This is a genomic window from Streptosporangium sp. NPDC002607, assembly GCF_053592655.1.
This window is the reverse complement of the sequence record NZ_JBSFWD010000007.1, coordinates 163,061-187,005: the sequence shown is the minus strand read 5'-3', so window position 1 is coordinate 187,005 and position 23,945 is coordinate 163,061. Positions and strand designations below refer to the sequence as shown.

Here is a 23,945-nt window from a genome sequence, read left to right as displayed (position 1 = left end):
CTCCCGAGGGACGGTTCCGCGACCTCATCGGGTCTCGACGCGCTTCTTCAGCCCCTTCAGGGCGGTGTCGACGATGACCTTCTCCGCCTTCCGCTTGATCATGCCGATCATCGGCACCTTGAGGTCGACGGCGAGTTCGTACGTCACCTCGGTGCCGCCGCCCGCGTCGGTGAGACGGTAGTTCCCGGTGAGCCCGGAGAGCATCTTCCCCGCCTCGGCGATGCTCCAGTCGACGGACTCGTCGCCGTTCCAGGTGTAGCGGAGGGTGTACTCGTCGCTGATCACACCCGCGTCGAGGACGAACCTGACCGTGGCCGGGCGGCCGTCCTCCCCGGTGGAGAGGATCCGCGCGGACTTCACCTGGCCCGCCCACTGGGGGTAGGAGGGGAAGTCGGCGATGACCGCCATGATGGTCGACCGGTCCGCGCCGATCGTGATGCTGGAGGTGGTGCGATCAGCCATGGGCCAACCGTACTGCTTCACGATCGTCCGTGTACGCCCGGCGGGCCGGTGGTGGCTACCACTCCAACGCGAAGGGAACGCCCCTGTTCCTGAAGTGCCCCACGTTGAGGCACTCGGTCCTGCCGACCCGGGTGCGGGCGGCGAGGGGCTGGTGCACGTGACCGAAGAGGGCGTAGCGCGGCTGGGTCCGCCGGATCGCCTCCAGAGTGGCCTCGCTGCCCCGCTCGAACCGCCGGGCCACCACGTCGTAGAGCAGTTCGGGGATCGCCGGCGGGATGTGGCAGCAGAGCACGTCGACCTCGCCGACGGCCTCCACCTTGCGGGCGAACTCCTCCTCGTCGATCTCGTACGGGGTCCGGTACGGGGTGCGCAGCCCGCCCCCGACGAAGCCGAAGCGCAGGCCGCCGATCTCCACGGTCTCGCCGTCGAGCACCCGGTGGCCCTCGCGCACGTACTCGGGCCAGTAGTGCGGCAGGTCCACGTTGCCGTAGGTGAGGTAGGCGGGGGTCGGCATCGCGGCGAAGATCTCACCGTACTGCCGCCTGACGGAGCGCTCGATGTGCTCACGCGGGCCGCCCTCCAGCGACGCCCAGAGCGCCGAGGACATCGCCCGCGCCTCCTCGAACCGCTTGGCCGTCCGCAACGCGATGAACTCCGCCGCCCGCTCCGCCCCGAAGAGCTCAGCGAAGATGCCCTGGGAGTGGTCGTCGTAGTCGACGAACAGGATCAGGTCCCCCAGGCAGATCAGGGCGTCGGCGCCGTCCCCCGCGCGGGCCAGCGCGTCGGCTCTCCCGTGTACGTCGCTGACGACATGAACCCGCATGCCGGACATCCTAACCACCCACAAATACCGGCATAAGTAACAAACCTCACACGGCGGCGCGGCCAATGACTCCAGGCGAGAGCAGTTGGTACGGTGAAATCGCCTTTCATAACGCCTGGGTGACGAATTTACTCATGCGTAACTTATCGCGATAGCTTCCAGGCAGCCCATCGATCCGTGCGTCTCCAGGAGTGATCCGTGCGCGAGTACAGCGTCCCCGTGCTGGTGGATGTCCCCGCCTCCGCCAACCTGACCGACACGGTGTTCCGGCGTGCCGAAGAGGAGCCGGGCGCCGTCGCCCTGCGCCGCAAGGTCGGCGACGACTGGGCCGCCGTCACCGCCCGCGAGTTCCGCGACCAGGTCGCGGGAGTGGCCAAGGGCCTGATCTCGGCCGGCGTCGAACCCGGCGACCGGGTGGCGCTGATGTCGCGCACCCGCTACGAGTGGACCGTGATCGACTACGCGATCTGGTCCGCCGGCGCGGTCAGCGTGCCGATCTACGAGTCCTCCTCGGCCGACCAGGCCTCCTGGATCATCTCCGACAGCGGCGCGAAGGCCGTCTTCGTCGAGCTGGACTCGAACGAGGAGACGGTCCGCGAGGGCATCTCGGAGCTGCCCGGCCTCAAGGACGTCTGGCGCATCGAGGGTGGCGCCCTGGACGAGCTGACCGCGCTCGGCGCCGAGGTCGGCGACGACACGCTCGCCGAGCGCAGGTCCAGCCGCGGTATCGCCGACCTGGCCACCATCGTCTACACCTCGGGCACCACCGGCAGGCCCAAGGGCTGCCGGCTGACCCATGACAACCTGCTGTTCACCGCCAGGAACGTCGCGCACGGCCCGCTGGAGCGCCTCTTCACCGTGGACGACAGGGCGGCGCTGCTCTTCCTGCCGCTCGCGCACGTCTTCGCCCGCATCATCGAGATCGTGCTGATCGAGACGGGCACGGTCCTCGCGCACACCCCCAACATGAAGAACGTCGGCCCCGACCTGCAGGCTTTCAAGCCCACGTTCCTGCTGGGCGTGCCCCGCGTGTTCGAGAAGGTCTACAACACCGCCGAGCAGAAGGCCACCGCCGACGGCAAGGGGAAGATCTTCCACGCCGCGGCGGAGACCGCCGTCGCCTGGAGCAGGGCGGAGTCCACCGGCGGCGCGGGGCTGGGCCTGAGGCTCAAGCACGCCCTGTTCGACAGGCTCGTCTACGGCAAGCTGCGCGCCGCGACCGGCGGCAGGCTGACGGCGGCCGTGTCCGGCGGCTCCGCCCTGGGCGAGCGGCTCGGCCACTTCTTCCGCGGCGTGGGCATCGAGGTGCTTGAGGGCTGGGGCCTCACCGAGACCTCGGCGCCCTCCTCGGTCAACCTGCCGGGGGCCAACAAGATCGGCACCGTCGGCAAGCCGTTCCCCGGCGTCACCATCGGCATCGGCGAGCACGGCGAGGTGCTCGTCAAGGGCCGCCATGTCTTCGAGGGCTACTGGAACAACGACGAGGCCACCGCCGCGGCGATCGACAAGGACGGCTGGTTCCACACCGGCGACATCGGCGAGCTGGACGGGGACGGCTACCTGCGCATCACCGGCCGCCAGAAGGAGATCATCGTCACCGCCGCGGGCAAGAACGTCGCCCCGGCCCCGATGGAGGACCACATCCGCGCCCACCCGCTGATCAGCCAGGCGATGGTGGTCGGCGACGACAGGCCGTTCGTCGCGGCGCTCATCACGCTCGACGCCGAGGCCCTGGAGCAGTGGAAGGCCGCCAACGGCAGGACGGACGCGGACCTCGCCACCCTCAGCTCCGACCCGGCCATCGTCGCCGAGGTGCAGAAGGCCGTGGACAACGCCAACAAGTTCGTCTCCAGAGCCGAGCAGATCAAGAAGTTCACCGTGCTCGACGTCGACATCAGCGAGGAGAGCGGACACCTCACCCCGACCCTCAAGGTCAAGCGCGCCGTCGTGATGCGCGACTTCGCCAAGCAGGTCGAGTCCCTCTACGGCTAGTCGGGGGCCTCCACGGACTCCAGAACGCGGGCGAAGCGGGAGGCGGCGAGCTCCCAGCTCCACTCGCGCGCGACCCACTCGCGCCCGCGTTCACCCATGGCACGTGCCCCGGCCGGATCCTTGAGCAGGTCGACCAGGGTCGCCGTGACCTCGTCCGGACGGGTGCCGTCGACGACCAGGCCGGTCTGCCCGCGTAGCACGGCGTCGGGGGCGCCGCCCGAGGAGCCGGCCACCACGGGCAGCCCGCTGGCGGACGCCTCCAGATAGACGATGCCGAGCCCCTCCACGTCGATACCGCCCAGGCGGGTACGGCACGGCATGGCGAACACGTCGCCCGCTGCCAGGTAGCCGGGCAGCGCGGCCTCCGGCACGGGGCCGGTGATCTGGACCGAGCCGCCCATCGGCCTGGCCAGCCGCTCCAGGGTCCTGCGGTACGGGCCACCGCCGACGATCAGGAGCATCGCGTCGGGAACGTCCCGCAGCACGCCGGGCCAGGCTCGCAGCAGCGTGTCCTGGCCCTTGCGCGGCACCAGCCTGGACAGGCAGAGCACCACCGGCCGCTCTCCCAGTCCGAGCGCCGCGCGCGCCTGCTCTCTCCCGGCCTCGGGCGCGAACACCTCGGTGTCGACGCCGGGCGCGAGCCGCACCAGCTTGTCCTCGGGTATCACCCTGGCCAGCCGCTGCCGGGTGTACTCCCCCAGGTAGGTGACCACGTCGGCGTGCGCGCCGATCCTGGCGAGCACCCGGCGGCCGATCGGGAGCGCCGTCCAGCCCGCCTCGTGGCCGTGGGTGACCATGACGACGCGGCGGACCCCGGCCTCGCGCATCCTGGGCGCGAGCAGCCCGAGCGGTGCCGCCGCCCCGAAGACCACGGTCTCGCAGCCGAACTCGGCGATCAGTGCGGCCGCCCGGCGGGCGACGGCGGGGGTGGGCAGCATCAGCGAGGTGGGGTGCCGCACCACGGGGTAGGGCTGCCGCAGGTCGAAGTCCTCGCTGCCGGGCCACTGGGGGGCGTAGACGACGACCGAGCCGGGCGGGCGGCGGGCGATGAGACCGTACACGAACGACTGGATCCCCCCGGCGCGGGGCGGGAAGTCGTTCGTGACCACCAGCGTGCGCCTCATGGCTCGGAGAGACCGTTCAGCCGGGCCCAGGAGCGCGCCAGCGCGATGCGCTGCGGCGCGCTGGGATGCGAGGCGTAGAGCACGTACTCCACGAGGTCGGGTGACAGATCCGAGATGTTGGTGACCGCCAGCCGTTTCTGCATGGCGACGAACGTCGCCGGATCCCTGGTCAGGTCCAGCGCGTGGACGTCCGCACGGGCCTCGATGTGCCGGCTCACCAGGTTCTGTGCCGGTCCTGACAGCACCGTGGCCAGACTGAGCAACCCCATGACCAGGCCCACCGCCCTCGGGTCGCCGATGGAGGAGATCCCCGCGCGGCGCCGCACGACCCCCGCCGAGGTCACCACGTAGAGCAGGCACGCCCCGAACGCCGCGCCCAGAGCTCCGACGAGCGTACCGGAGAGCACGTCGCCCGCCTTGGCGTGACCGAGCTCGTGCGCGACCACCAGCTCGACCTCGTCGGCGGGCGCCCGGAGCAGCGTGTCGTAGACGACGATCCTGCGGGTCGCGCCGAATCCGGAGACGTAGGCGTTGAGCGCGGTGGTCCGCCGGGAGGCGTCGGCGACGAGCACGTCCTCCACCGGCACGCCGTCCCTGGCGGCCATGGCGAGCAGGTCGTCGCGGAGTTGTCCGGCCTCCATCGGCCTGAAGTCGTTGAAGATCGGCTCGATGAGCACCGGATAGGCGAAGGAGGCCGCCACCGTCAGCGCGAACGCGCCGGCCGCCGCCGGGATCCACCAGCGCCGGTAGCGCCGCGCCAGCGCGACCACCGCCAGAACCATGATCGCGGTCAGCGCGGTGCCGACACCGATGCTCTTGATCCGGTCGGCGGTCCAGGTCGGCCAGGTCTGGGTGGACAGCCCGAAGTCGCGCAGGTAGGTCTCCGACCACATCCCCAGCGGCCAGCGCAGCATCGCGACGGCCACCGACAGCGCCAGCACGCCGAGCAGCGCCCGCAACCACCACGGCCCCCGCAGCCGGCCGACGAGCCGCGCGCCCAGCGGGATGCCCACCAGCACCCCCGCCACCACCAGCGTCAGGCCGAGGGAGAGGTAACCCGGTACGCTGACCAGCTTGTCGAACGCCTCGGACCTGGCGATCTGCTCGGCCGTGAAGTCGCGGGCCGGATCGGGGACGACCGCCGGGGCCCCCTCGGGCAGCGCCCGCCAGGGCGTGGCGAACGCCACGACCGCCAGCGTGACCACCCCCAGCGCGGCCAGCGCCCACCCCGCCGGCCGCACGCCCGAGGGCGCGTCCGTCGTGCTCAGCGTCATCAAACACCTCCAGCGTGGAGCCCGAACCCGGGGCCCCGTCCTTTGGATCTTCTGCCTGCCGCGGTCGGCCGGACGGCGCCTCGCCGAGTCGTCACCGGTCACCGCGGCACGCCGCGGCTCCCTCCCGTGCCTCGCGAGGCACCCGCCGACCACTCCTCGCCACGGCGAGATCCGCCAGGTGAGCCCTGGACCGGGAAAGGACACAAGGATGTCAGGCGAGTTCCTTTTCGAGGTAGTCACGCCACGCCACGGTGAGTTGGGCAGGCGACAGGCCGAGCGTGCCGGTGACATCGCCACCGTAGAGCCTCACCAGAGCCTTCTCGCCGAAGCGCTCCGAGATGAACCGGCAGGCGAGCCAGGCCTCCTCGTACACCTGCGCGAGCCGCGGGGCGCCGGGGGCGAAGTCGGCGGGACCGGGGAGACGGGTGGGCAGGACTCCGGCGCGCACCTCGGCGGCCAGTTCGGCGGCGGCCGTCCGCACCGGGATCCCGGCATCGCGGTAGCCCACGTAGTCGGCGAAGCCCTCCGACAGCCACATCGGCACCCGGCCGCCACGGGTCGCGCCGGTGGCCACGTGCACGAGTTCGTGCGTGATCACCACGTCCCTGCCGGTCGTGCTGAGCCTCGCGTAGCCCGAGGGCAGGACGATCACCCGGTCCGCGGTCGCCATCGCGGCCAGGCCCCGGGTGCTCTCCGCTCCGGCGAGTGCCGCGGCCTCGGCGTCGGTGGCGGGGAACAGGATCACCGCTCGGACCGGCCCCCAGATCGCCGCGACCGCGCGGCGGGCCCGGTCGGCCCTGGCGGCCAGGTCCCGCAGGACGGCGGGCGAGACGTCGTGGCCGATCACGAGGGAGTGCTCGCCCCGGACGACGACGGCGGCACCGGGCCACAGGTCGCGAAGGTCGACGGGGAGTTCTCCGGCGCGGTGGAGAGGGTCGCGAGGAAGCGGGCCGGCTCCGGCCAGGAGAGGTCCCGTCCCGGCCAACGGGCCCACGCTCATCAGCGCCAGCATCCCGGCGAGCACGGTGCGGCGCCCCTTCGGGACGGACATAACGATGTGATGCTAGCGGAACGCGGGCCGGCGCTCCGGCCTTCGGGCCGGAGGTGAAGGCCCGCACGGGAGTGCCCGCCGGGGCGCGAGCGTGCCCTGACCTGCCGTGTTCTGCCGCCGGAAAGGTGATCCGGTAGCGCGGATCCGCGCCGGCCCAGGCCGCCGGCCACGCGCTCGCGGCCTTCGCCGGAAACGGAGCGGCCCCGTCCCCGCACATGTGAGGAACGGGGCCGACGCCCCTGCTCAGGCTCCGGGCCGGACCGCTCCGGCGAAGGAGGACCGGTAGTACCCCTCCAGCTTCACGATCCGGACCGTCTTGCCGCTGCTCGGCGAGTGGACCATCCTGCCCTTGCCGACGTACATGCCGACGTGGCCCTTTCCGCTGAAGAACATCAGGTCACCGGGGCGCAGGTGGCTCCACGAGACCTTCTTCCTGATCGCCCGGTACTGGCTGTGCGTGATCCGGGGAATGGACACGCCCGCCTTGCGCCAGGCGTATTTGACGAGCCCCGAGCAGTCGAACGCGCCGGGACCGGAGGCACCCCACCGGTACGGATCGCCGACCTGCTTCTTGGCCGTCGAGACGGCCTTGCGAGCCCGAACCTTCTGCAGGGCCGCCCTGCTCATCTTGGTCTTGACCTTGGTACCGGCCTTGGCCTTGTGCACGGTTCTCTTCGTGCTCTCGGCCTGCTCGGAGACTCCGGCCGCGGTGTTGACCAGGATCTCAGGGGTGCTGTCCGTCGTCGCCCTGGCCGCCGTCGGCCCCAGGGTGACCGCTCCGGCTGAGGCGGTCAGGGTTAGGGCGATGCCGCCGAGGGAAAGGCGGAAAAGGCGCGACAGACGGGTGTTACACGGGGTGGTAGACAGGATTTCTCCTTGGTGCTTCCACTGATGCCTACCGGGTTAGCTGACGGGTTCGGGCTTGGAAGATGCCCTACGGCGCAAATGCGCTGATTCACCCCTGGCCACGCTGTGTCGGGCCTTTTGGGTCCCCGGTTCCATGCCTCCTGGCTGCATAGATTCGGCGGGCCGCCGTGATGAGGTCCGTCCCCGGCAGGGGAACGGCGGCCGGTTGGATTTCTATAGGGACACCGGCCCGAAGACCGACATTCACCGCGACGGCATGGCTTGCACGTCGCGAGGCCAGAAGTTACCCCGATCTCCAACCTTCGGCAAAGCATTCGCCAAACAAGAAGATCAATAAGCCTTCGTGATCTTCCTGTTACCCCTGCTTAATGGCTATTTATGCTATTGAGATATGACTCTCGTCACACCCTAGGAATCACGCCCGACAAATCGCGATTTCTGTAATGTTCATCACATTTGCCATAATTCACGGTTGAAGCCGCGAGGGGCCCTCTCCCGCCGCGGAGCACGGGTCAGCGCCGGACGCACGTGTAGGCGCCGTAGATCGATTCCCTGAAGTCCGCCTCGACGATCTCGAACCCGGCGGCGTCGAACATCGGCTCGAGAAGCCACCGGAAGGTGCTGTACTCGGTGCGCAGATGCTCGGCGTAGTCCTCGCGGGTATAACCCAGCGCGGGATCGTCGGCCGCGCCGTCGAGCCAGCGGCCGAGCACGGCGTCGGCCTCGGCCGGCCGGAAATCGAAGATCAGATCGCGCAGGCGCAGGACGCCCCCCGGTCGTACGATCCGCGCGATGCGGTCGAGTGCGACCGCCTTCCAGAAGTCGGGGAGCTGATGGAGGGCGTGACGGGTGTAGACCGCGTCCGCGGGTGGCCCGGCGTGCTCGTAGGAGAGAAAGCCCGCCCGCACGCATTCGAGGTTGGCCAGGCCGTCCTCGGCGGCCCGGACGGTCAGGAAGTCGTGCATCGCCGGGGAGACGTCGACCGCCACCACGCGCCGGAACCGCCGCGCCGCGGCCAGCGCGAACTGCCCCGTCCCCGCGCCGAGTTCCACGACCGTCGCCGTCTCCCCCAGGCCGCGCCCGGCGAGCGCGGCGAGGTCCTCCCCCGGATCAGGCCTGCCCTGCTTGCGGTCGAACCCGGCGACGAACGCGGCGTCGAGGTGCTCGGGACCGGCATGGGCGAGTTCGTCGAGCATCCATGAAGTGATCATGTTCCGATGCTGGCAGCGCCGCCGCGCGCGACGCACCCGGTTTTTCGGCCGCCGGGACCCGCGCACCGCGCGTCAGGGGCGGACGGCTCCGACGAGGCGACGGCCGTAGGCCGAGAGCGGGACGACCTTGACGACGTCGCCGGTCTGCGGGGCGTGCACGATCTGCCCGTTGCCCGCGTACATGCTGACGTGGCCCAGGCCCTCACTGAAGATGAGGTCGCCCGGCTGGAGGTCGTTCAGCGAGACCTTGCGGCTGGTGCCCCAGCTCCACTGCTCCCAGGTGGTACGGGGGAGGCTGACCCCCCCGCTGCGCCAGGAGGCCTGGACCAGGCCCGAGCAGTCCCAGCCGCCAGGCCCCGTGCCGCCGTACTGGTAGGGCTTGCCGACCTGCGCGAAGGCGAACTGCAGGGCGGCGCGGGCGTTGCCCGAGGCGGGGCCGCTGTACTGGATCCCGGTGCTCTCGGGATTGCCCGTCTTGAAAACGTTGAGTTCGCGCAGGAGCTTCGTCTGAGCCCTGACCATCTTGTCGGCCTTGGCCTTCTCCTTGGCCAGTTCGCCGCGCGTCTCGTCGGCCTCGCTCAGCGCGCCCTTGGCCAGGTTCCTGTTGAGCCGCAGCGCCTTGGTGGCCTCGTCGAAGGCGCTCAGCGACTGGGCCCGGGAGGCCGACATCTGGTCGACCGAGGCCAGGCCGCTCAGCAGCGCGCCGGGGTCGGCCTGGTAGATCATGCCTTCCCAGCTGTTGACCGCGCCGAACTGGTAGGTGCTGACCGCCATCGCGACGAGCTCCTTGCGCAGCCCGGCGACCTGCTCGCTCTGCCGGGCGAGCTCGCTGTTCAGCGTCACGTACTTCTTCTTGGCCCGCTTCCACTTCTCCGAGGCCTGGTTGTACTTCTCGACGATCTGGTCGGCCTGCTCGTTGAGCTTCTCCAGCTTCTTCTTGGCCTGGGCGAGTGTCGGCTTCGGCTCCGCGGAGGCCCCGCTCACCGGCACCATCAGCAGCGCGAGGGCGAGCCCGGCCGCCACCGGTATCCGAATGAGTCCAACCGGCATACCCGCCACGGCCACGTCAACGCCTCCAGACTGCACAGACCTGCGGCGAATAGTACAGAACAAGTAAGGTTTAGATCACCTTTTCCCGTGTTTAGCCCTATAGCTGCAGGTAGCAGTCCCGGTCTCCCTGGGGCCCCGGATCGCCCGGTCAGCAGGCGGCGATGTCGCAGATCTTCGCGGTCATCTTCCTGGCGTCGCTCAGCTGCCTGGCCCAGTCGCTCTTCGCCGGCTTGGAGTACTCACCGCCCCAGAGGTAGACCAGGACCGCGTTGCCCTTCCTGACCAGCACGCTGCGGTCACCGCCCACGCCGGCCTTCTTGCCGTAGTAGACCTGCCCGGAGACCTTCAGCGCCTCGTCCCCGAGCCCGGTCAGGCGCGAGGAGACGTAACGGTAGGTGGAGCCCGCGTTGGTGTTGGAACCACAGGTGGTCAGGGCGGAACGCAGCTGGGCCACGGCTCCGGCGGCGGCGGCCTTCAAGCGGTACAGGATCACCTGCTCGACCTTCAGGAAGTCCGGGACGCCGGTGAAGGTCACCGTCCGCGCGGCGGTCCTGCCGGTCGCGGCCAGCGCGGCCCTGTCACACGGGTTGACGGCCAGCCGGGCCTTCGCCGAGTTGCTGACCGTCCAGTTGGTCTCGGGGTTGTCGTCCTTCTTCGCGGCGTCCTTCTCGTACAGCAGGAAGCCCTTGGGAATGCCGGCCGCCGCAGCCGCGGCGGCGGGTGTGGCAACGGTCGCCCCGATGACCAGAACGGCGACGGCGAGCGTTATGATCTTCTTCATCGAGTGCCCCTGGAGAGATCGAAATACCTTCCGGTGGTTCGATGCGCCGTCACCGGGAAAGGTTCACGCCCGCCCCAGACGTCTGAGAAGAAGCAGCGAGGGAACCGGCCGGGCGCCCATCCTGCGGACCGACTCGGCCACCTCCCGATCCGAGGAGACCACCGCGACCGCGCGTCCCGTGGGCTCGGCGCGGACCAGCTGGCGGATCAGGTCGTCGGCGATCTGCCCGGGGGCGCTGAACATCACCCGTACCCCCCTGGGTGCCGACACCGGGACCGGCCCGTTCAACTCGGCGCCGTCGAAAACGCAGGTCAGCTCGGTGCGGGTCTGCGCGTAGAGCGCGCCGAGGCCGGTGAGGAGGCGATTGCGCTGGTCGGCGAGGGTGAACGTACCGTAACCGGTCTTGGTCACGTTGTAGCCGTCGACGATCAGGTGGATCTGCGGCAGCGCGAGCAGCTGGTCGAGCAGGGCGGGGTCGTCGTCGGCGAGCGCTCGCGCGGGAACCGCCTGGACCCCCTGCCTGCCCGGCGCCACCGAGGCCACCGAGTCGGCGGGGCGGTGGATGCCGGAGGGCAGGGCGAGCTCCCTGCGGAGCCCCGCGGCGGCGTCCTGCAGGGCGTCGAGCAGCATGCGGACCTTGGTGTCCTCCACGCTGCGGCCCTCACGGGCCGCCCTGCGCGTCGACTCCAGCTGACGCTCGGCGTCGGCCAGCCGCTCGCGCAGACGGCGCAGCTCGCTCTCCACGCTGCTCCCCGCCGAGACCGCGGCGGCCTTCGCCTCCTCCGCCGCCTCCCAGGCGTCGGCGGCACGCGCCTCCGCCGCCCTGGCCCGCTCCCGGGCCTCGTGCAGCCTGCGGCGCAGGTCGGAGACCTCCGAGCGCGAGGCCTTGAGCTGCTCGCGCAGCCGTTCGGACTCCTCCTTGGCCGCGCTCTTCTGGCCGGCCAACTGCTCACGCAGCCGGGAGAGCGTCTGTTCCTGCGCGGAGCCCTCGGCGACGGCGGCCGACCGCTCCAGGTCCGCGCGGGCCGCCTCCACCATGGCCGCCCAGCCGGGCGGCCGGGTCAGGTAGGCGGCGGCGGCCACCATGACGGGCTCGGCGGCCGGCGGGACCGCACCCTCGGCGAGACTCGTGACCAGTTCCGGCCAGCCCGCGGTCAGCGTCTCCGCGACCAGCTCGCGGAACTTCTTGTCGGTCTCCAGTTGCGCGGCGATGGGCGCACCACCCAGCCTGGCGCGTTTGCGGGGGTCGAATTTGGCGATCCCCTTCAGCGGCGGCGGCACCGAGGCGGCGGGCATGGAGCCGAGGATCTGGGACGCCAGTTCCACGACATGTAAGCGAACCTGCTCGGGTAACGGACGAGACAGGCCCTCTCCGGCTGAACTCATCACGGCCCCTACTCGGATCGGTCTTCACGTCAAGGGTACGGCTAGCGCACCCTGACCCCGACCTGACCGTAAGGCGGACGGCGGCCGACCCGGCCGTGAACTCTTTATGGACAAGCGCTTGCTCTTAGGTTACGACTGTGCGGATCGCCTTGTGACGCACGCCACCCGGGAGAGCGCGATGGATCAGCAGCGCCGGCAAGCCGAGGATATGCGGACATCCACCCGCGACCTCGATGAGTTACACGAACGGATGCGCTCGTGGCTCTCCGGCAGGGTGGGATCCCCCGTCACGCTCTCCCGGCTGTCGGCGCCCTCGGGCAACGGCATGTCCAGCGAGACCCTGCTCTTCGACGCCTCCTGGACGGCGGCGGAGGGCAGGCGGGAGGTCGGCTGCGTCGCCCGGATGGCCCCGGCGAGCGAGGCCGTGCCGGTCTTCCCGAGCTACGACCTCGGCAGGCAGTTCGAGGTCATGCGGATGGCCAGGGAGCGCGCCGGCGTCCTCGCGCCCCGGACCCTGTGGTACGAGCCCGACCCCGCACCGATGGGCACCCCGTTCTTCGTGATGGAGCGGCTCACCGGCGACGTGCCGCCGGACGTCCTGCCCTACACCTTCGAGGGCTGGCTGCTGGACGCCTCCCCCGCCGACCGGACGCGGCTGCAGCGGCAGAGCGTCGAGATCCTGACCAGACTGCACGACGCCCCGTTCACCGCGGCGGAGCTGCGCCCGCTGGAGATCGCGGGGACGGGCGAGTCCGCGCTGCGCAGGCACGTCGACGACCAGCGGTCCTACTACGAGTGGGCACACGGCTCGATGCGCATCCCGCTGCTGGAGCGGGCGTTCGACTGGCTGCGGGAGCACTGGCCGAACGATCCGGGACCCGACGTGCTGAGCTGGGGCGACGCCCGCATCGGGAACGTGATGTACCGCGACTTCACCCCGGTGGCGGTGCTGGACTGGGAGATGGCCGCGATCGCCCCCCGCGAGCTGGACATCGCCTGGATGATATTCCTGCACCGGTTCTTCCAGGAGATCGCCGAGGTCATGGAACTGCCCGGCCTACCCGACTTCATGCGACGCGAGGACGTATGCGAGACGTATCACGAAATAACGGGATACAAGCCACGCGACATGGAGTTCTACGAGATGTACGCCGCGCTCAGGCACGGCGTCATCATGGCCCGCGTCTGGCACCGCCGCATCCACTTCGGCGAGCAGCCCATGCCGGACGACCCCGACGACCTGGTGCTGCACCGGGCCGCCCTCGAACGGATGCTGGACGGGAGCTAGCGGACCACGGGCGTTCCGGGCGTCCGGCGCCGAAAGAACCCGGTGCGGTGAATGTCGGTCGGGGCTTCTATGGTCGTGAATCGTGAACTACGCCGTGCAGGGAACACTCGACGAGCTGGGCACCCCGCTCAGCCAGATCACCTTCGTCGTGTTCGACCTGGAGACCACCGGCGTCTCGGCGGGCGAGCACGCGATCACCGAGATCGGCGCGGTCAAGGTCAGGGGCGGTGAGGTGCTCGGTGAGTTCGGCACCCTGGTCGACCCCGGTTCACCGATCCCGCCGTTCATCTCGGTGCTGACCGGCATCACCGACGGCATGGTCGTGGCGGCGCCGCGGATCGAGTCGGTGCTGCCGTCCTTCCTGGAGTTCGCCGCGGGCTCCACCCTGGTGGCGCACAACGCCGGGTTCGACCTGGGGTTCATCAGGGCGGCCTGCGCGGCGCACGGGTATCCGCCGCCCGCCCACCAGGTGGTCGACACCGTCGACCTGGCCCGCAAGCTGCTGACCCGCGACGAGGCGCCCAACTGCAAGCTGTCCACGCTGGCCGCGATCTTCAGCCACACCGAGCCCTGCCACCGGGCGCTCGCCGACGCGCGGGCCACGGTCGACGTGCTGCACGCCCTGCTGGAGCGGGCGGGCTCCTTCGGGGTGCAGACGCTGGAGGAGCTCAAGGGCTTCGTCCGCGCGCCCACCCCCGAGCAGCGCCGCAAGCGGCACCTGGCCGACTCGGTGCCGACCGGACCTGGCGTCTACGTCTTCGAGGACTCCGGCGGCGACCCGCTCTACGTCGGTAAGAGCACCAACCTGCGCAACCGCGTGCGCGGTTACTTCACCGCGAGCGAGACCCGGCCCCGCGTCCGCGAGATGATCGGCATCGCCGCGCGGGTCAGATCCATCGCCTGCGCGACCCCGCTGGAGGCGGAGGTCAGGGAACTCAGGCTGATCGGCTCGGCCAAGCCCCGCTACAACCGCAGGTCGCGCCATCCGGAGAAGATGTTCTGGCTCAAGCTGACCGACGAGCTCTTCCCCCGCCTGTCGGTGGTCCGCGAGGTCAAGGACGACGAGGCGCCCTACCTGGGCCCGTTCACCAGCACCCGCGCCGCCGAGGACGCCCGCACCGTGTTGCACGAGACCATCCCGCTGCGGCAGTGCACCGAGCGGATCACTCCGCGTACCAGGCGCTCCGCCTGCGCGCTCGCCGAGATCGGCAGGTGCGGCGCACCGTGCGAGGGGCGTGAGACCCCCGACGAGTACGCGGTGCACGTCGTGGCGGCGCGCCGGGCGCTGGAGCTGGACGCGGCCGGGGTCTTCTCCGCCATGGAGGCCAGGATGGAGCGCCTGGCCCTCGACCAGCGCTACGAGGAGGCCGCGGCCGACCGCGACCGGCTCGCCTCCTACGTCCGCACCTCGGCCCGCATGCAGCGGCTGCGGTCGCTGACCGCCATCTCCCAGATGGTCGCGGCCGCCCCCGTGGCGGGCGGCCGTTGGGAGATCCATGTCATCCGGTACGGACGGCTCGCCTCGGCGGGGGTGATGCCGAGGGGCGCCCACCCCACCCCGTTCGTCGAGGCGCTGACGGCCACCGCCGAGACGGTGCCGCCCGGCCCCGGGCCGGTCCACGCCGCCAGCGCCGAGGAGACCGAGTGTGTCCTGCGCTGGTTGGAGTCCCCGGGGGTGCGGCTGGTGCAGGTGGAGGGCACCTGGAGCCTGCCCGTCTCGGGTGCCGGCCGGCTCAAGGCCCGCATCGACCGCGCCTACCAGGCGGCCGAGCCACGCCGGGCGCGCGAGGGCCGTCCGCTGCGCTGATAGCGTCAAAGACGGCAGGCAATACTCAACGAGGAGGAAGCTCGTGGTCACCGCGATCGTTCACATCAACGCCGAGGTGGACCGGATCCCCGAGGTCGCCCAGACGATCGCCGAGATCGACGGGGTGAGCGAGGTCTACTCCATAACCGGGGAGTACGACCTGATGGCCATGGTCCGCGTCACCGCCTACGAGGAGATCGCCGAGGTCATCCCCGGCCGGATCAACAAGGTGGCGGGGGTGCTGCACACCGAGACCAACATCGCCTTCCGCGCCTACTCCCGGCACGATCTGGACGCCGCCTTCTCGATCGGCCTCGGCGAGTCCGACTGACCCGCGCCGGCGGGGCGGAGGCGAGGGCGGGTCGGTTCGAGGTCGGTGACGTCCCCCATACCCTTGCGGGCGGCCTCCGGGACCGCCTCGCCCGAGATGGGCAGCCGCGCCCGCACCTCGAACCCCCCTCCGGGCAGGATCCCGGCCGCCAGCGTCCCGCCGAACAGGGCGGCCCGCTCCCGCATGCCGAACAGGCCGTGCCCCGCGGTCGCCGCGGGGTTGGCCTGGCCGTCGTCCCGTACCAGCACGTCGAGGAAGCCCGGCCGCCAGCGCAGCGTGACGCGGGCCGAGCGGGCGCCGGCGTGTCGCAGGGTGTTGGCGAGCGCCTCCTGGACGATGCGGTAGGCCACCAGTTCGAGGGTGAGCGCGACCTCGGCGGGCCTGCCGTCCTCGACCATGTCCACGCCCAGGCCCGCCGCACGGACCTCGGTGAACAGGTCCCGCAGGTCGGACAGCCTGGGCTGGGGCGTCCTGCCCGCCGAGGAGTCGTCGAGATCGAGTAGCGACAGGGTGCGCTGGAGTTCGACGAGCGCCTGACGCCCCGACTCCTCGGCCACCCGCAAGGTCCGCCTGGCCCGCTCGGGATCCTTGTCCATGATCATCCGTCCGGCGCCCACGCCGAGCGTCATCATGCTGATTCCGTGCGCGACCACGTCGTTCAGCTCACGGGCGATGCGCATCCGCCTCTCGGTGAACTGGGCGCGGACCACTTCCTCCTGCTGGCCGACGAACCTGTCCTCTGCGGACTTGAGCCTCAGCAGCAGGAGCCTGCGATCCCACACCAGGCTCACGACGGCCACGCACAGTCCGAGCACCAGGCAGGCCAGCAGGATGGGGAACACCTGCTCGGTCAGGGGGTCAGCACGCCACATGGTCGCAACCTAGAACGGCACACCGAGGTGACACATCCGCTCTCGGGTGGATCTTCCATCCACCCGGGAGCTGAGACGTTCCGGCGGATAACGAAAAAGTCACGGCCCAGCTACGGTCCGGCGACGGTCCGGACGGTGCCGGGACCGCTCCTCTCCCAGGGAGATTCGCCGGCACCGCCGGGAGGGTTCGCGACGGCCTGTAGCCCCGCGCCGCGGGCGGGTACGGCTCAGGACGGCTTCGACGACCGGCTGACCGCGATCCAGCGGTCGAGGGTCTCCCCGGCGGCACCGGAGTCGACGGCCCGCATGGCGCGCTCGTAGCCCGCGGCCATCGCGGCGTTCAGGTCGTCGCCGGCACCGTCGAGGGCGACCAGCGCGGCCGCGGCGTTCAGCAGCACCGCGTCGCGGACCGGGCCGGTCTTGCCGCCGACCAGGTCGTGCACGGCCCTGGCGTTGAAGGCCACGTCCCCGCCGCGCAACGCGTCGGGCGCCGCCCTGGGGATGTCGAGGACCACCGGATCGAAGACGGTCTGCTCGGCGCCGCCCTCGCGCACCACCCAGACCGAGGAGGTCGTGGCGATGGTGAGCTCGTCCAGCCCGTCGTCGCCCCGGAAGACCAGGGCGGAGACCCCGCGCTCGGCGAAGACGCCCGCGACGACGGGGAGCATGCCCGCGTCGAAGATGCCGATCGCCTGGGCGGCGGGCCTGGCCGGGTTGGTCAACGGGCCCAGGAAGTTGAAGACCGTGGGGACGCCGAGTTCCTTGCGCGGCGGGCCCGCGAAGCGGAACGCCGGATGGTAGACCGGCGCGAAGCAGAAGGCGATGCCGGCCTCCACCGCGACCCTGGCGGTGGCCGCAGGAGACAGGTCGAGCACGATTCCCAGGTGTTCCAGGACGTCGGCGGCGCCGCACGAGGAGGAGGCGGCCCGGTTGCCGTGCTTGACGACCCTGGCCCCCGCCGCGGCGGCCACGATCGCGGCCATGGTGGAGACGTTGACGGTGTGCGCCCGGTCACCGCCGGTGCCGACGACGTCGACGACGGGGCCCTCGACCGTCAGCGGGGTGGCCAGTTCCAGCATCGTGCGCGCCAGTCCGGTCACCTCCGCGACCGTCTCGCCCTTCGCCCGCAGCGCCACCGCGAAGCCCGCGAACTGGGCGGGCGTGGCGGAGCCGGACATGATCTGCTTCATCGCCCAGGCGGTCTCGTCCGCCGTCAGGTGCTCGCCCGCGAGCAGGGCGGACAACAGCGCCGGCCAGGTGGTGCGCGCGTCCATGCAGTTCTCCAGAAGGTTTTACCGGGCGGTCAGACGAGTGGACAGGCGGCGGCGCATCAGGTCGGCGACGGTCTCCGCGAGGACGACCGGGTCGATCGGCTGCGGCACGACGGCCTCGGCGCGCGACCACTCGGCCAGCCAGCGGTCGTCGCGGCGGGCGATCAGCAGGCAGATCGGCGGGCAGTCGTGGACCTCGTCCTTGGCCTGACGTGCCACCCCCATGCCCCCTGCGGGCTTGGCCTCGGCGTCGAGCACGGCGACGTCGATCTCACCGGAGTCGAAGTGCTGGACGACCTTGGCGTGGGTGGCGCACTCCACGATCTCCACGAGGGGCACGTCGGCGGCGGGGCGGCGGCCGAGTGCCTGCCGCACCTTCTCGCGGGTGCTCGCGTCGTCGCTGTAGACGAGGACCCTCATCTTGTCGTCGGTGCTCACGGTCGCGCTCACTATCCCTCGTCGATGTATGGTCACCTGGGATGCTACCGGTCAGCCGGCCTGGAGACCCAGGCCGGAGCCACACCTGAGCAAATTGCCCCATACGTCCACTTTTTGGGGGCGTATGCACCCCCTATCGGGGGGTCGTGCGGCGACCCGAGCAGGAGAGCCGCAATAATGCTGCCCGTGGCGACAGCATCCGCAATTTCAACGACGACGACAGCACACTCGTCCCGCAGACCCGATCTGGTCAGCGTCGGGACGATCGTCTGGCTGTCCTCCGAGCTCATGTTCTTCGCGGCGCTGTTCGCGATGTACTTCACCATCCGGTCTGTGAGCCTCAGCCAGGGACTGCCCTGGCCGGAGGCCCACCTGAACGTCCCCTTCGCCCTGGGTAACACGATCATCCTGGTCCTGTCGAGTGTGACCTGCCAGCTGGGCGTGTGGGCGGCTGAGAAGGGCCAGGTCGCCAAGCTGCGTTTCTGGTACATCGTCAGCTTCCTGATGGGCTCCGTGTTCGTGGCCGGCCAGCTGTACGAGTACAACGAGCTGGTCCACGAAGGACACACCCTGTCGCACAGCGCGTACGACTCGGTGTTCTACCTGACCACGGGCTTTCACGGCCTCCACGTGACCGGTGGACTGATCGCGTTCCTCTTCATGCTGGGACGCACGTACGCCGCGAAGCGCTTCACCCGTGAGCAGGCGACCAGCGCGATCGTCGTGTCCTACTACTGGCACTTCGTCGACGTGGTCTGGATCGGCCTTTTCGTAACCATCTATGGAATTCAATAAGGAATCGGGGATCTCTGTGAATAGGATCACCGCTGGGCGGCGGCATCCCCTCGCGAGATACGCCGTCCTGCTCCTGGCCCTGGCCCTGATCGGCGGGGTCTACACCGTTGCCCTGACGGTCTCCTCCAGCAGTCAGGCCGACGCCGCCATCGCGTCCGGCAGGGCCGACGACGTGGCCGAGGGCAAGAAGCTCTTCGAGCAGAGCTGCTCCAGCTGCCACGGGCTCAACGCCGAGGGCACCGCCCAGGGTCCGACCCTGATCGGCGTCGGCGCCGCCTCGGTGGACTTCCAGGTCAGCAGCGGCCGCATGCCCCTGGCCAACCCCGGCGCGCAGGCACCGCGCAAGCCCCCGCCGCCGTGGGTCGCCAAGACCAAGCGCCCCGACGGCACCTACGAGGCCGTCGACCAGCTCGCCGCCTACATCCAGTCGCTCGGCGGCGGTCCGGCCATCCCGGGCAAGGATCAGGTCGACCCCGCCATGGGAGACAAGGCCAAGGGCGGCGAGCTTTTCCGCGCCAACTGCATCCAGTGCCACAACTTCGTCGGCTCGGGCGGCGCCCTGACCCAGGGCAAGTACGCTCCGCCGCTCCACGAGGCCACCCCGACGCAGATCTACGAGGCCATGGTCACCGGCCCCCAGGCGATGCCGGTGTTCAACGACAGCATCATCACTCCCGAGCAGAAGCGGGACATGATCGCCTACATCGTGGGCGTGCGTAAGGAGCCCAACCCGGGCGGCGCCGGTCTGGGCCGCATCGGCCCGGTCACCGAGGGTCTGGTGGCCTGGGTCGTCGGACTCAGCCTCCTCTCCCTGGCCGCCATCTGGATCACCGCGAAGAGGCGACAGGCCAAATGACTGAGAACAATCACGGCATCGAACAGCCGGAGGAACGCGTGCCAAGGCGCGTCATCGGCACCCCCCCGCCCGCGGCGAGCACCTCCCTGCTCGGCACCGAGGAGCGCCCGTCGACCGAGGTCGTCCAGGTTCCCGGCGTGACCCCGCAGGACGAGACGACCGCGAAGAAGGGCGAGAAGTACGCCGCCCTCTGCTTCCTCGTCGCCTTCCTGGCCGGCATCGGCTTCGTGGTGTCGTACGTCGTCTTCCAGGTCGGCGACATCGAGAAGACGCAGGTCTCCAACCTCGCGCTGGGCGGCACGCTCACGCTGGCCCTGCTCGGGCTGGCCGCGGGCATGGTGACCTGGGTCCGCCTGGTCATGCCCAAGTACAACCTGGTCCAGGAGCGCCACCCGATGGCCTCCGACACCGAGACCCGGTCCTACGTCGGTGAGACCTTCATGCAGGGCGCGGCCGAGAGCGGCATCACCAAGCGCCCGCTGCTGCGCCGCACCCTGCTGATGGCCGCCGCCCCGCTCGGCCTGGCCCCGCTGGTCCTGCTGCGCGACCTCGGCCCGAGCTACAAGGACTTCCCCGCCAAGCTGCGGCACACCGTCTGGGGAGAGAAGACCAAGGACGGCAAGAACCGCAAGCTCCTCGTCGAGGGAAGCGGCTTGCCCATCCGGGCGGCCGACTTCAACTCCCCCGGCGGCATCCTCTCCGTGGTGCCCGAGGGATACGAGCACGACCTGAACGCGCTGGCCAAGGCCACCCTGATCCTGATCAAGTTCCGCCCGGAAGAGCTCAAGTCCGGGACGAACCTGAACTGGACCCACGACGGGATCGTGGCGTACTCCAAGATCTGCACGCACGTCGGCTGCCCCGCGGCCCTGTACGAGCAGACCACGCATCACATCCTGTGCCCGTGTCACCAGTCGACCTTCGACGCCGCCGACGGCGCCAAGGTCATCTTCGGTCCGGCGGCCCGGCCTCTTCCCCAGCTGCCGATCGCCGTGGACGAAGAGGGATACCTGGTGGCGACGGCGGACTTCCCCGTCCCCGTCGGGCCCAGCTTCTGGGAACGTGGCGACGCCGAGGCCGAGTTCCGTGAGGCCGAGGCCCAGAAGGGAGCCCAATCATGAGCACCCCCGTTCCCCAGCCCATCGCGGGCGCGAGCGGCTTCATCGACGACCGCATCGGGGCGGGCAACTTCCTGCGGCGGAACCTGCGGAAGATCTTCCCCGACCACTGGTCGTTCCTGCTCGGCGAGATCGCGCTCTACTCGTTCATCGTCCTGCTGCTGACCGGCACGTTCCTGACGTTCTTCTTCAAGCCCAGCATGGGCCACGTGGAGTACACCGGCTCGTACGGCCCGCTGCAGGGCGTCATGATGTCCGAGGCGTACGCGTCGTCGCTGGCGATCAGCTTCGACGTGCGCGGCGGCCTGCTGATGCGCCAGATGCACCACTGGGCCGCCCTGCTGTTCATCGGCGGCATGATGGTGCACGCGCTGCGGGTGTTCTTCACCGGCGCCTACCGCAAGCCGCGCGAGCTGAACTGGCTGATCGGCGTGCTGCTGCTGACGCTGGCCCTGGCCGCGGGACTGACCGGCTACTCCCTCCCCGACGACCTGCTCTCCGGCGCCGGTCTGCGGATCACCGAGGGTGTGGCGATCTCGCTGCCGCTGGTCGGCACCTGGATCACCTTCTTCCTCTTTGGTGGCGAGTACCCCGGCGTGGACATCGTCTCCCGGTTCTACTCGCTGCACATCCTGCTCATCCCGGGCATCCTGCTGGCGCTCATCTCGGCTCACATGATCCTGATGTGGGTCCAGAAGCACACGCAGATGCCGGGCAAGGGCCGCAGCAACGAGAACGTGGTGGGCGCGCCGTTCTACCCGGCCTTCATGGTCAAGGCCGGCGCCTACTTCATGTTCACCTTCGGCGTCATCGCGCTGCTGGGCACCTTCGCCCAGATCAACCCGATCTGGCTGTACGGTCCCTACACCCCGGCCGACATCTCGGCGGGCTCGCAGCCCGACTTCTACATGGGCTTCCTTGAGGGTTCGCTCCGTCTGATGCCCGCCTGGGAGATCAACGTCCTGGGCTTCACGCTGCCGATGAGCGTGCTGATCCCGGCGCTGGTGCCGATGGGCATCATCATGACGGGACTGGCGCTGTATCCGTTCATCGAGCAGTGGGTCACTGGAGACCGCCGCGAGCACCACGTCGCGGACCGTCCCCGCAACAACCCGCACCGCACCTCGATCGGCATCTCCGCGATGACCTTCTACGGGGTCCTGTGGCTGCTCGGCGCCAACGACGAGATCGCCGCGTTCTTCCAGGTGTCGCTGAACTGGACGACCTACGTCGGCCGGGTTCTGATCTTCGCCGGTCCCGCGCTCGCCTACTACGTCACCTACCGGGTCTGCCTGGGCCTGCAGCGCGCCGACGCGGCCATCATCGGCCACGGCGTGGAGTCCGGTGTGATCAAGCGACTGCCGCACGGCGAGTACATCGAGGTCCACGTCCCGCCCAACGAGGCCATCGAGGCCCACATGCGGGGCAAGGAGCCGGTCCCGGTCATCACCGGAGGCGGCGGTGGAGACGACGACGGCATCCCGTCCAGGGCGATGCGCGGCCCGCTCGGCAAGCTCCGCACCAAGATGAGCGCGGCCTACGGCGGCGAGAAGATCCCGCTCGACGACGGCCACGGCCACGGTGAGGGCCACGAGGAGCACACCGCGGTCGGCCAGGGTGGAGACGACAAGTCCCTGACCCACTGATCCGCCACGGCTGACGCCACACGAGAGGCCCGGACACCGCACGGTGTCCGGGCCTCGACGTCTTTCCACACCCTTTTCCCGACGTCCCCCGCCCGAGGACCCCAGACCCCCGGAAGGCCACCCTGAGCCCCCTTCAGGGGCCTCCGCGGGCACCTCCGGTCAGGCGGGGGCGCGGCTTCAGACGTCGTCGGTGGTGAAGTGCTTGAGGCTGCTCCACTTGAGCCATTCCCGCCAGCTCTCCTGCCAGTGCCCCCAGCCGTTGGTGGGCTCCAGGACGCGGGGCGAGCCGGTGATGATGATCGGGTCCCCGATCAGGGTGTTGTCGAGGAACCACTTGGCGTTGCTCGGGCTGACGTTGACGCAGCCGTGGCTGACGTTGGAGTAGCCCTGGGAGCCGACCGACCACGGGGCGCTGTGGATGTACTCGCCGCTGTTGGAGATGCGGACCGTGTCGTAGACGGTCAGCTGGTAGTAGCCGGCCGAGCCGGGCCCGATGCCCGGAGAGGTCATCACCGTGACGTTCTCCCTGGACATCGCCAGGTGCACGCCGCTGGTCGTGTGGTACTTCCAGACGCCGCCCTGGCCCGCGCTCATCGGGATCTCCCTGACGACTTTGCCGTTGCGCCGCACCGTGAGGTGGTGGGAGGGAATGCTGCCCCGGGTGATCTGCGCGCGGCCGACCTTGAAGTTGACCGTCCGGTTCGCCGCGCCGTACAGGCCGGCGCCGCCGCGCACCCCGGCCAGCCGGGCCTCCACCCTGACCTTGGTGCCCGAGGGCCAGAAGTTCTTCGGGCGGAAGTGCACGTTGCGGTCGTCGAACCAGTGCCACGCCCCCAGGACCGGCCTGGAGGTACGGACGAACAGGTTGCGCTCGACGGAGACGCGGTCGGTGACGGGGTGGTCGAAGGTGATCATCACCGGCATGCCGACGCCGACGGTCAGCCCGGTCATGTCCCGGTCCGGCATGAAGCTCTCGATCGCGAAGGTCTCGCGGCCCTTCACCGTGGAGAAGGACGAGGTCGTCTGGGTGACGGCGCCCGCCGGATTGACCGCCGTCACCGAGACCTCGTAGGAGGCTCCTGGAGCCGCCGTACCACGACTGCGCCACTGTGTGCCGTCGGCGCTGAGAACGCCCGGCAGAGAGCCTTTGGCGCCCTTCACGGCCCTGACGGTGACCGACTTCAGGGTGCCGCCCTGCGCCGCGACCAGGACCGGAGTGTCCGTCGGCACTCCCCTGGCCCCCTTGAACGGTGCCACGGTGACCACGGCGGCGGCGGACTCCGCCTGCTGGGACGCCTGCGGCGTCTGGTCCTGGCGTACGGCGGTGCTTGTCGAGCAGGAGGTCGTCACCAGCACGAGGGCCAGCAGTCCCGCTCCCTGGCTCGAACCACGGATCGCGTGCCCCACATGAACTCCCCTGTCCCGGACTGAACCACTGATTCAGTTATTACCCGGAGTAAGCGGTCCACCACATAAGACATCCACCCTGAGCCCCAAATAAA

General features: G+C 70.0%; 22 protein-coding genes and 1 riboswitch. Of the genes, 8 read left to right on the top strand and 14 right to left on the bottom strand.

Going from position 1 to position 23,945, the window contains the following annotated elements; genetic code table 11:
* Nucleotides 1-24: 24 nt before the first annotated feature.
* Nucleotides 25-462, bottom strand: coding sequence for an SRPBCC family protein (locus ACWD3H_RS10935; RefSeq protein ID WP_451954797.1), 438 nt, complete (start codon nt 460-462; stop codon nt 25-27).
* Between the two features lie 55 nt (nt 463-517).
* Nucleotides 518-1,285 (bottom strand): metallophosphoesterase family protein, encoded by a 768-nt coding sequence (locus ACWD3H_RS10930; RefSeq protein ID WP_355549663.1) that lies wholly within the window; start codon nt 1,283-1,285, stop codon nt 518-520.
* A gap of 198 nt (nt 1,286-1,483) precedes the next feature.
* Here ACWD3H_RS10930 and ACWD3H_RS10925 point away from each other — a divergent pair, with 198 nt between their 5' ends.
* A complete protein-coding gene (locus tag ACWD3H_RS10925; RefSeq protein ID WP_355549661.1) occupies nt 1,484-3,277 on the top strand; it encodes an AMP-dependent synthetase/ligase in 1,794 nt (597 codons plus the stop codon).
* On the opposite strand, the gene ACWD3H_RS10920 is transcribed toward ACWD3H_RS10925, so the two are convergent.
* The 8 genes from ACWD3H_RS10920 to ACWD3H_RS10885 form a co-directional block, all read right to left on the bottom strand.
* Complete coding sequence (locus ACWD3H_RS10920; protein ID WP_350930324.1) at nt 3,274-4,401, bottom strand: glycosyltransferase family 4 protein; 1,128 nt, start codon at nt 4,399-4,401, stop codon at nt 3,274-3,276. The two genes, ACWD3H_RS10925 and ACWD3H_RS10920, sit on opposite strands and share 4 nt — an antisense overlap.
* A complete protein-coding gene (locus ACWD3H_RS10915; RefSeq protein ID WP_451954796.1) occupies nt 4,398-5,675 on the bottom strand; it encodes a M48 family metallopeptidase in 1,278 nt (425 codons plus the stop codon). Before ACWD3H_RS10915 ends, ACWD3H_RS10920 begins: the two co-directional genes overlap by 4 nt.
* Nucleotides 5,676-5,886: 211 nt before the next feature.
* Complete coding sequence (locus tag ACWD3H_RS10910; protein WP_451954795.1) at nt 5,887-6,726, bottom strand: hypothetical protein; 840 nt, start codon at nt 6,724-6,726, stop codon at nt 5,887-5,889.
* 243 nt (nt 6,727-6,969) lie between these two features.
* A complete protein-coding gene (locus ACWD3H_RS10905) occupies nt 6,970-7,392 on the bottom strand; it encodes a C40 family peptidase (protein ID WP_451954794.1) in 423 nt (140 codons plus the stop codon).
* Nucleotides 7,393-7,603: 211 nt separating this feature from the next.
* Nucleotides 7,604-7,763, bottom strand: a riboswitch (cyclic di-AMP (ydaO/yuaA leader).
* 342 nt (nt 7,764-8,105) lie between these two features.
* Nucleotides 8,106-8,804 carry a class I SAM-dependent methyltransferase gene (locus ACWD3H_RS10900; RefSeq protein WP_355549649.1) on the bottom strand — a complete coding sequence of 233 codons (699 nt, stop codon included), beginning with the start codon at nt 8,802-8,804 and terminating at the stop codon, nt 8,106-8,108.
* 72 nt (nt 8,805-8,876) lie between these two features.
* Entirely contained in the window at nt 8,877-9,854 is a 978-nt protein-coding gene (locus ACWD3H_RS10895) for a C40 family peptidase (RefSeq protein ID WP_355549647.1), read from the bottom strand.
* A 148-nt stretch (nt 9,855-10,002) separates the two neighbouring features.
* Nucleotides 10,003-10,635 carry a hypothetical protein gene (locus ACWD3H_RS10890; RefSeq protein ID WP_451954793.1) on the bottom strand — a complete coding sequence of 211 codons (633 nt, stop codon included), beginning with the start codon at nt 10,633-10,635 and terminating at the stop codon, nt 10,003-10,005.
* Nucleotides 10,636-10,698: 63 nt separating this feature from the next.
* Nucleotides 10,699-11,961: an NYN domain-containing protein gene (locus ACWD3H_RS10885; protein WP_451954792.1), complete on the bottom strand. Its 1,263-nt coding sequence runs from the start codon at nt 11,959-11,961 to the stop codon at nt 10,699-10,701.
* Nucleotides 11,962-12,229: 268 nt separating this feature from the next.
* On the opposite strand from ACWD3H_RS10885, the gene ACWD3H_RS10880 reads away from it, so the two are divergent.
* From ACWD3H_RS10880 to ACWD3H_RS10870, 3 genes are all read left to right on the top strand, one after another.
* Nucleotides 12,230-13,309: a phosphotransferase family protein gene (locus ACWD3H_RS10880; protein WP_451954791.1), complete on the top strand. Its 1,080-nt coding sequence runs from the start codon at nt 12,230-12,232 to the stop codon at nt 13,307-13,309.
* Between the two features lie 82 nt (nt 13,310-13,391).
* The gene (locus ACWD3H_RS10875; RefSeq protein WP_451954790.1) at nt 13,392-15,116 is read left to right on the top strand and encodes a DEDD exonuclease domain-containing protein; all 1,725 of its coding nucleotides are present in this window, start codon (nt 13,392-13,394) and stop codon (nt 15,114-15,116) included.
* Nucleotides 15,117-15,159: 43 nt separating this feature from the next.
* A complete protein-coding gene (locus ACWD3H_RS10870) occupies nt 15,160-15,447 on the top strand; it encodes an Lrp/AsnC family transcriptional regulator (protein WP_030910213.1) in 288 nt (95 codons plus the stop codon).
* On the opposite strand, the gene ACWD3H_RS10865 is transcribed toward ACWD3H_RS10870, so the two are convergent.
* From ACWD3H_RS10865 to ACWD3H_RS10855, 3 genes are all read right to left on the bottom strand, one after another.
* Nucleotides 15,390-16,319, bottom strand: a complete 930-nt coding sequence (locus tag ACWD3H_RS10865) for a sensor histidine kinase (protein ID WP_451954789.1) — start codon at nt 16,317-16,319, stop codon at nt 15,390-15,392. The two genes, ACWD3H_RS10870 and ACWD3H_RS10865, sit on opposite strands and share 58 nt — an antisense overlap.
* A gap of 227 nt (nt 16,320-16,546) precedes the next feature.
* On the bottom strand, nt 16,547-17,593 hold the full coding sequence (trpD, locus tag ACWD3H_RS10860) for an anthranilate phosphoribosyltransferase (protein WP_451954788.1): 1,047 nt from the start codon (nt 17,591-17,593) through the stop codon (nt 16,547-16,549).
* 18 nt (nt 17,594-17,611) lie between these two features.
* Nucleotides 17,612-18,010 (bottom strand): DNA-binding transcriptional response regulator, encoded by a 399-nt coding sequence (locus tag ACWD3H_RS10855; protein WP_350930325.1) that lies wholly within the window; start codon nt 18,008-18,010, stop codon nt 17,612-17,614.
* A 195-nt stretch (nt 18,011-18,205) separates the two neighbouring features.
* Between ACWD3H_RS10855 and ctaE the strand changes: the two genes are divergently transcribed.
* From ctaE to qcrB, 4 genes are read left to right on the top strand one after another with little or no spacing between them, the layout of a single operon-like run.
* Entirely contained in the window at nt 18,206-18,823 is a 618-nt protein-coding gene (gene ctaE / locus ACWD3H_RS10850; RefSeq protein ID WP_350930311.1) for an aa3-type cytochrome oxidase subunit III, read from the top strand.
* A gap of 16 nt (nt 18,824-18,839) precedes the next feature.
* On the top strand, nt 18,840-19,679 hold the full coding sequence (qcrC, locus tag ACWD3H_RS10845; protein WP_451954787.1) for a cytochrome bc1 complex diheme cytochrome c subunit: 840 nt from the start codon (nt 18,840-18,842) through the stop codon (nt 19,677-19,679).
* The gene (qcrA, locus tag ACWD3H_RS10840) at nt 19,676-20,800 is read left to right on the top strand and encodes a cytochrome bc1 complex Rieske iron-sulfur subunit (protein WP_451954786.1); all 1,125 of its coding nucleotides are present in this window, start codon (nt 19,676-19,678) and stop codon (nt 20,798-20,800) included. Before qcrC ends, qcrA begins: the two co-directional genes overlap by 4 nt.
* Nucleotides 20,797-22,443 carry a cytochrome bc1 complex cytochrome b subunit gene (qcrB, locus tag ACWD3H_RS10835; protein ID WP_451954785.1) on the top strand — a complete coding sequence of 549 codons (1,647 nt, stop codon included), beginning with the start codon at nt 20,797-20,799 and terminating at the stop codon, nt 22,441-22,443. Before qcrA ends, qcrB begins: the two co-directional genes overlap by 4 nt.
* A gap of 177 nt (nt 22,444-22,620) precedes the next feature.
* Here qcrB and ACWD3H_RS10830 read toward each other — a convergent pair whose 3' ends face one another.
* Nucleotides 22,621-23,850 (bottom strand): L,D-transpeptidase, encoded by a 1,230-nt coding sequence (locus ACWD3H_RS10830; RefSeq protein WP_355549625.1) that lies wholly within the window; start codon nt 23,848-23,850, stop codon nt 22,621-22,623.
* Between the last annotated feature and the right edge of the window lie 95 nt (nt 23,851-23,945).

Bases quoted from the DNA above. Each gene is read 5' to 3' on its own strand.
- ACWD3H_RS10935 (WP_451954797.1), bottom strand. From the start codon at position 462: ATGGCTGATCGCACCACCTCCAGCATCACGATCGGCGCGGACCGGTCG.
- ACWD3H_RS10930 (WP_355549663.1), bottom strand. From the start codon at position 1,285: ATGCGGGTTCATGTCGTCAGCGACGTACACGGGAGAGCCGACGCGCTG.
- ACWD3H_RS10920 (WP_350930324.1), bottom strand. From the start codon at position 4,401: ATGAGGCGCACGCTGGTGGTCACGAACGACTTCCCGCCCCGCGCCGGG.
- ACWD3H_RS10915 (WP_451954796.1), bottom strand. From the start codon at position 5,675: ATGACGCTGAGCACGACGGACGCGCCCTCGGGCGTGCGGCCGGCGGGG.
- ACWD3H_RS10910 (WP_451954795.1), bottom strand. From the start codon at position 6,726: ATGTCCGTCCCGAAGGGGCGCCGCACCGTGCTCGCCGGGATGCTGGCG.
- ACWD3H_RS10900 (WP_355549649.1), bottom strand. From the start codon at position 8,804: ATGATCACTTCATGGATGCTCGACGAACTCGCCCATGCCGGTCCCGAG.
- ACWD3H_RS10895 (WP_355549647.1), bottom strand. From the start codon at position 9,854: ATGCCGGTTGGACTCATTCGGATACCGGTGGCGGCCGGGCTCGCCCTC.
- ACWD3H_RS10890 (WP_451954793.1), bottom strand. From the start codon at position 10,635: ATGAAGAAGATCATAACGCTCGCCGTCGCCGTTCTGGTCATCGGGGCG.
- ACWD3H_RS10880 (WP_451954791.1), top strand. From the start codon at position 12,230: ATGCGGACATCCACCCGCGACCTCGATGAGTTACACGAACGGATGCGC.
- ACWD3H_RS10865 (WP_451954789.1), bottom strand. From the start codon at position 16,319: ATGTGGCGTGCTGACCCCCTGACCGAGCAGGTGTTCCCCATCCTGCTG.
- trpD (WP_451954788.1), bottom strand. From the start codon at position 17,593: ATGGACGCGCGCACCACCTGGCCGGCGCTGTTGTCCGCCCTGCTCGCG.
- ACWD3H_RS10855 (WP_350930325.1), bottom strand. From the start codon at position 18,010: ATGAGGGTCCTCGTCTACAGCGACGACGCGAGCACCCGCGAGAAGGTG.
- ctaE (WP_350930311.1), top strand. From the start codon at position 18,206: ATGCTGCCCGTGGCGACAGCATCCGCAATTTCAACGACGACGACAGCA.
- qcrA (WP_451954786.1), top strand. From the start codon at position 19,676: ATGACTGAGAACAATCACGGCATCGAACAGCCGGAGGAACGCGTGCCA.
- qcrB (WP_451954785.1), top strand. From the start codon at position 20,797: ATGAGCACCCCCGTTCCCCAGCCCATCGCGGGCGCGAGCGGCTTCATC.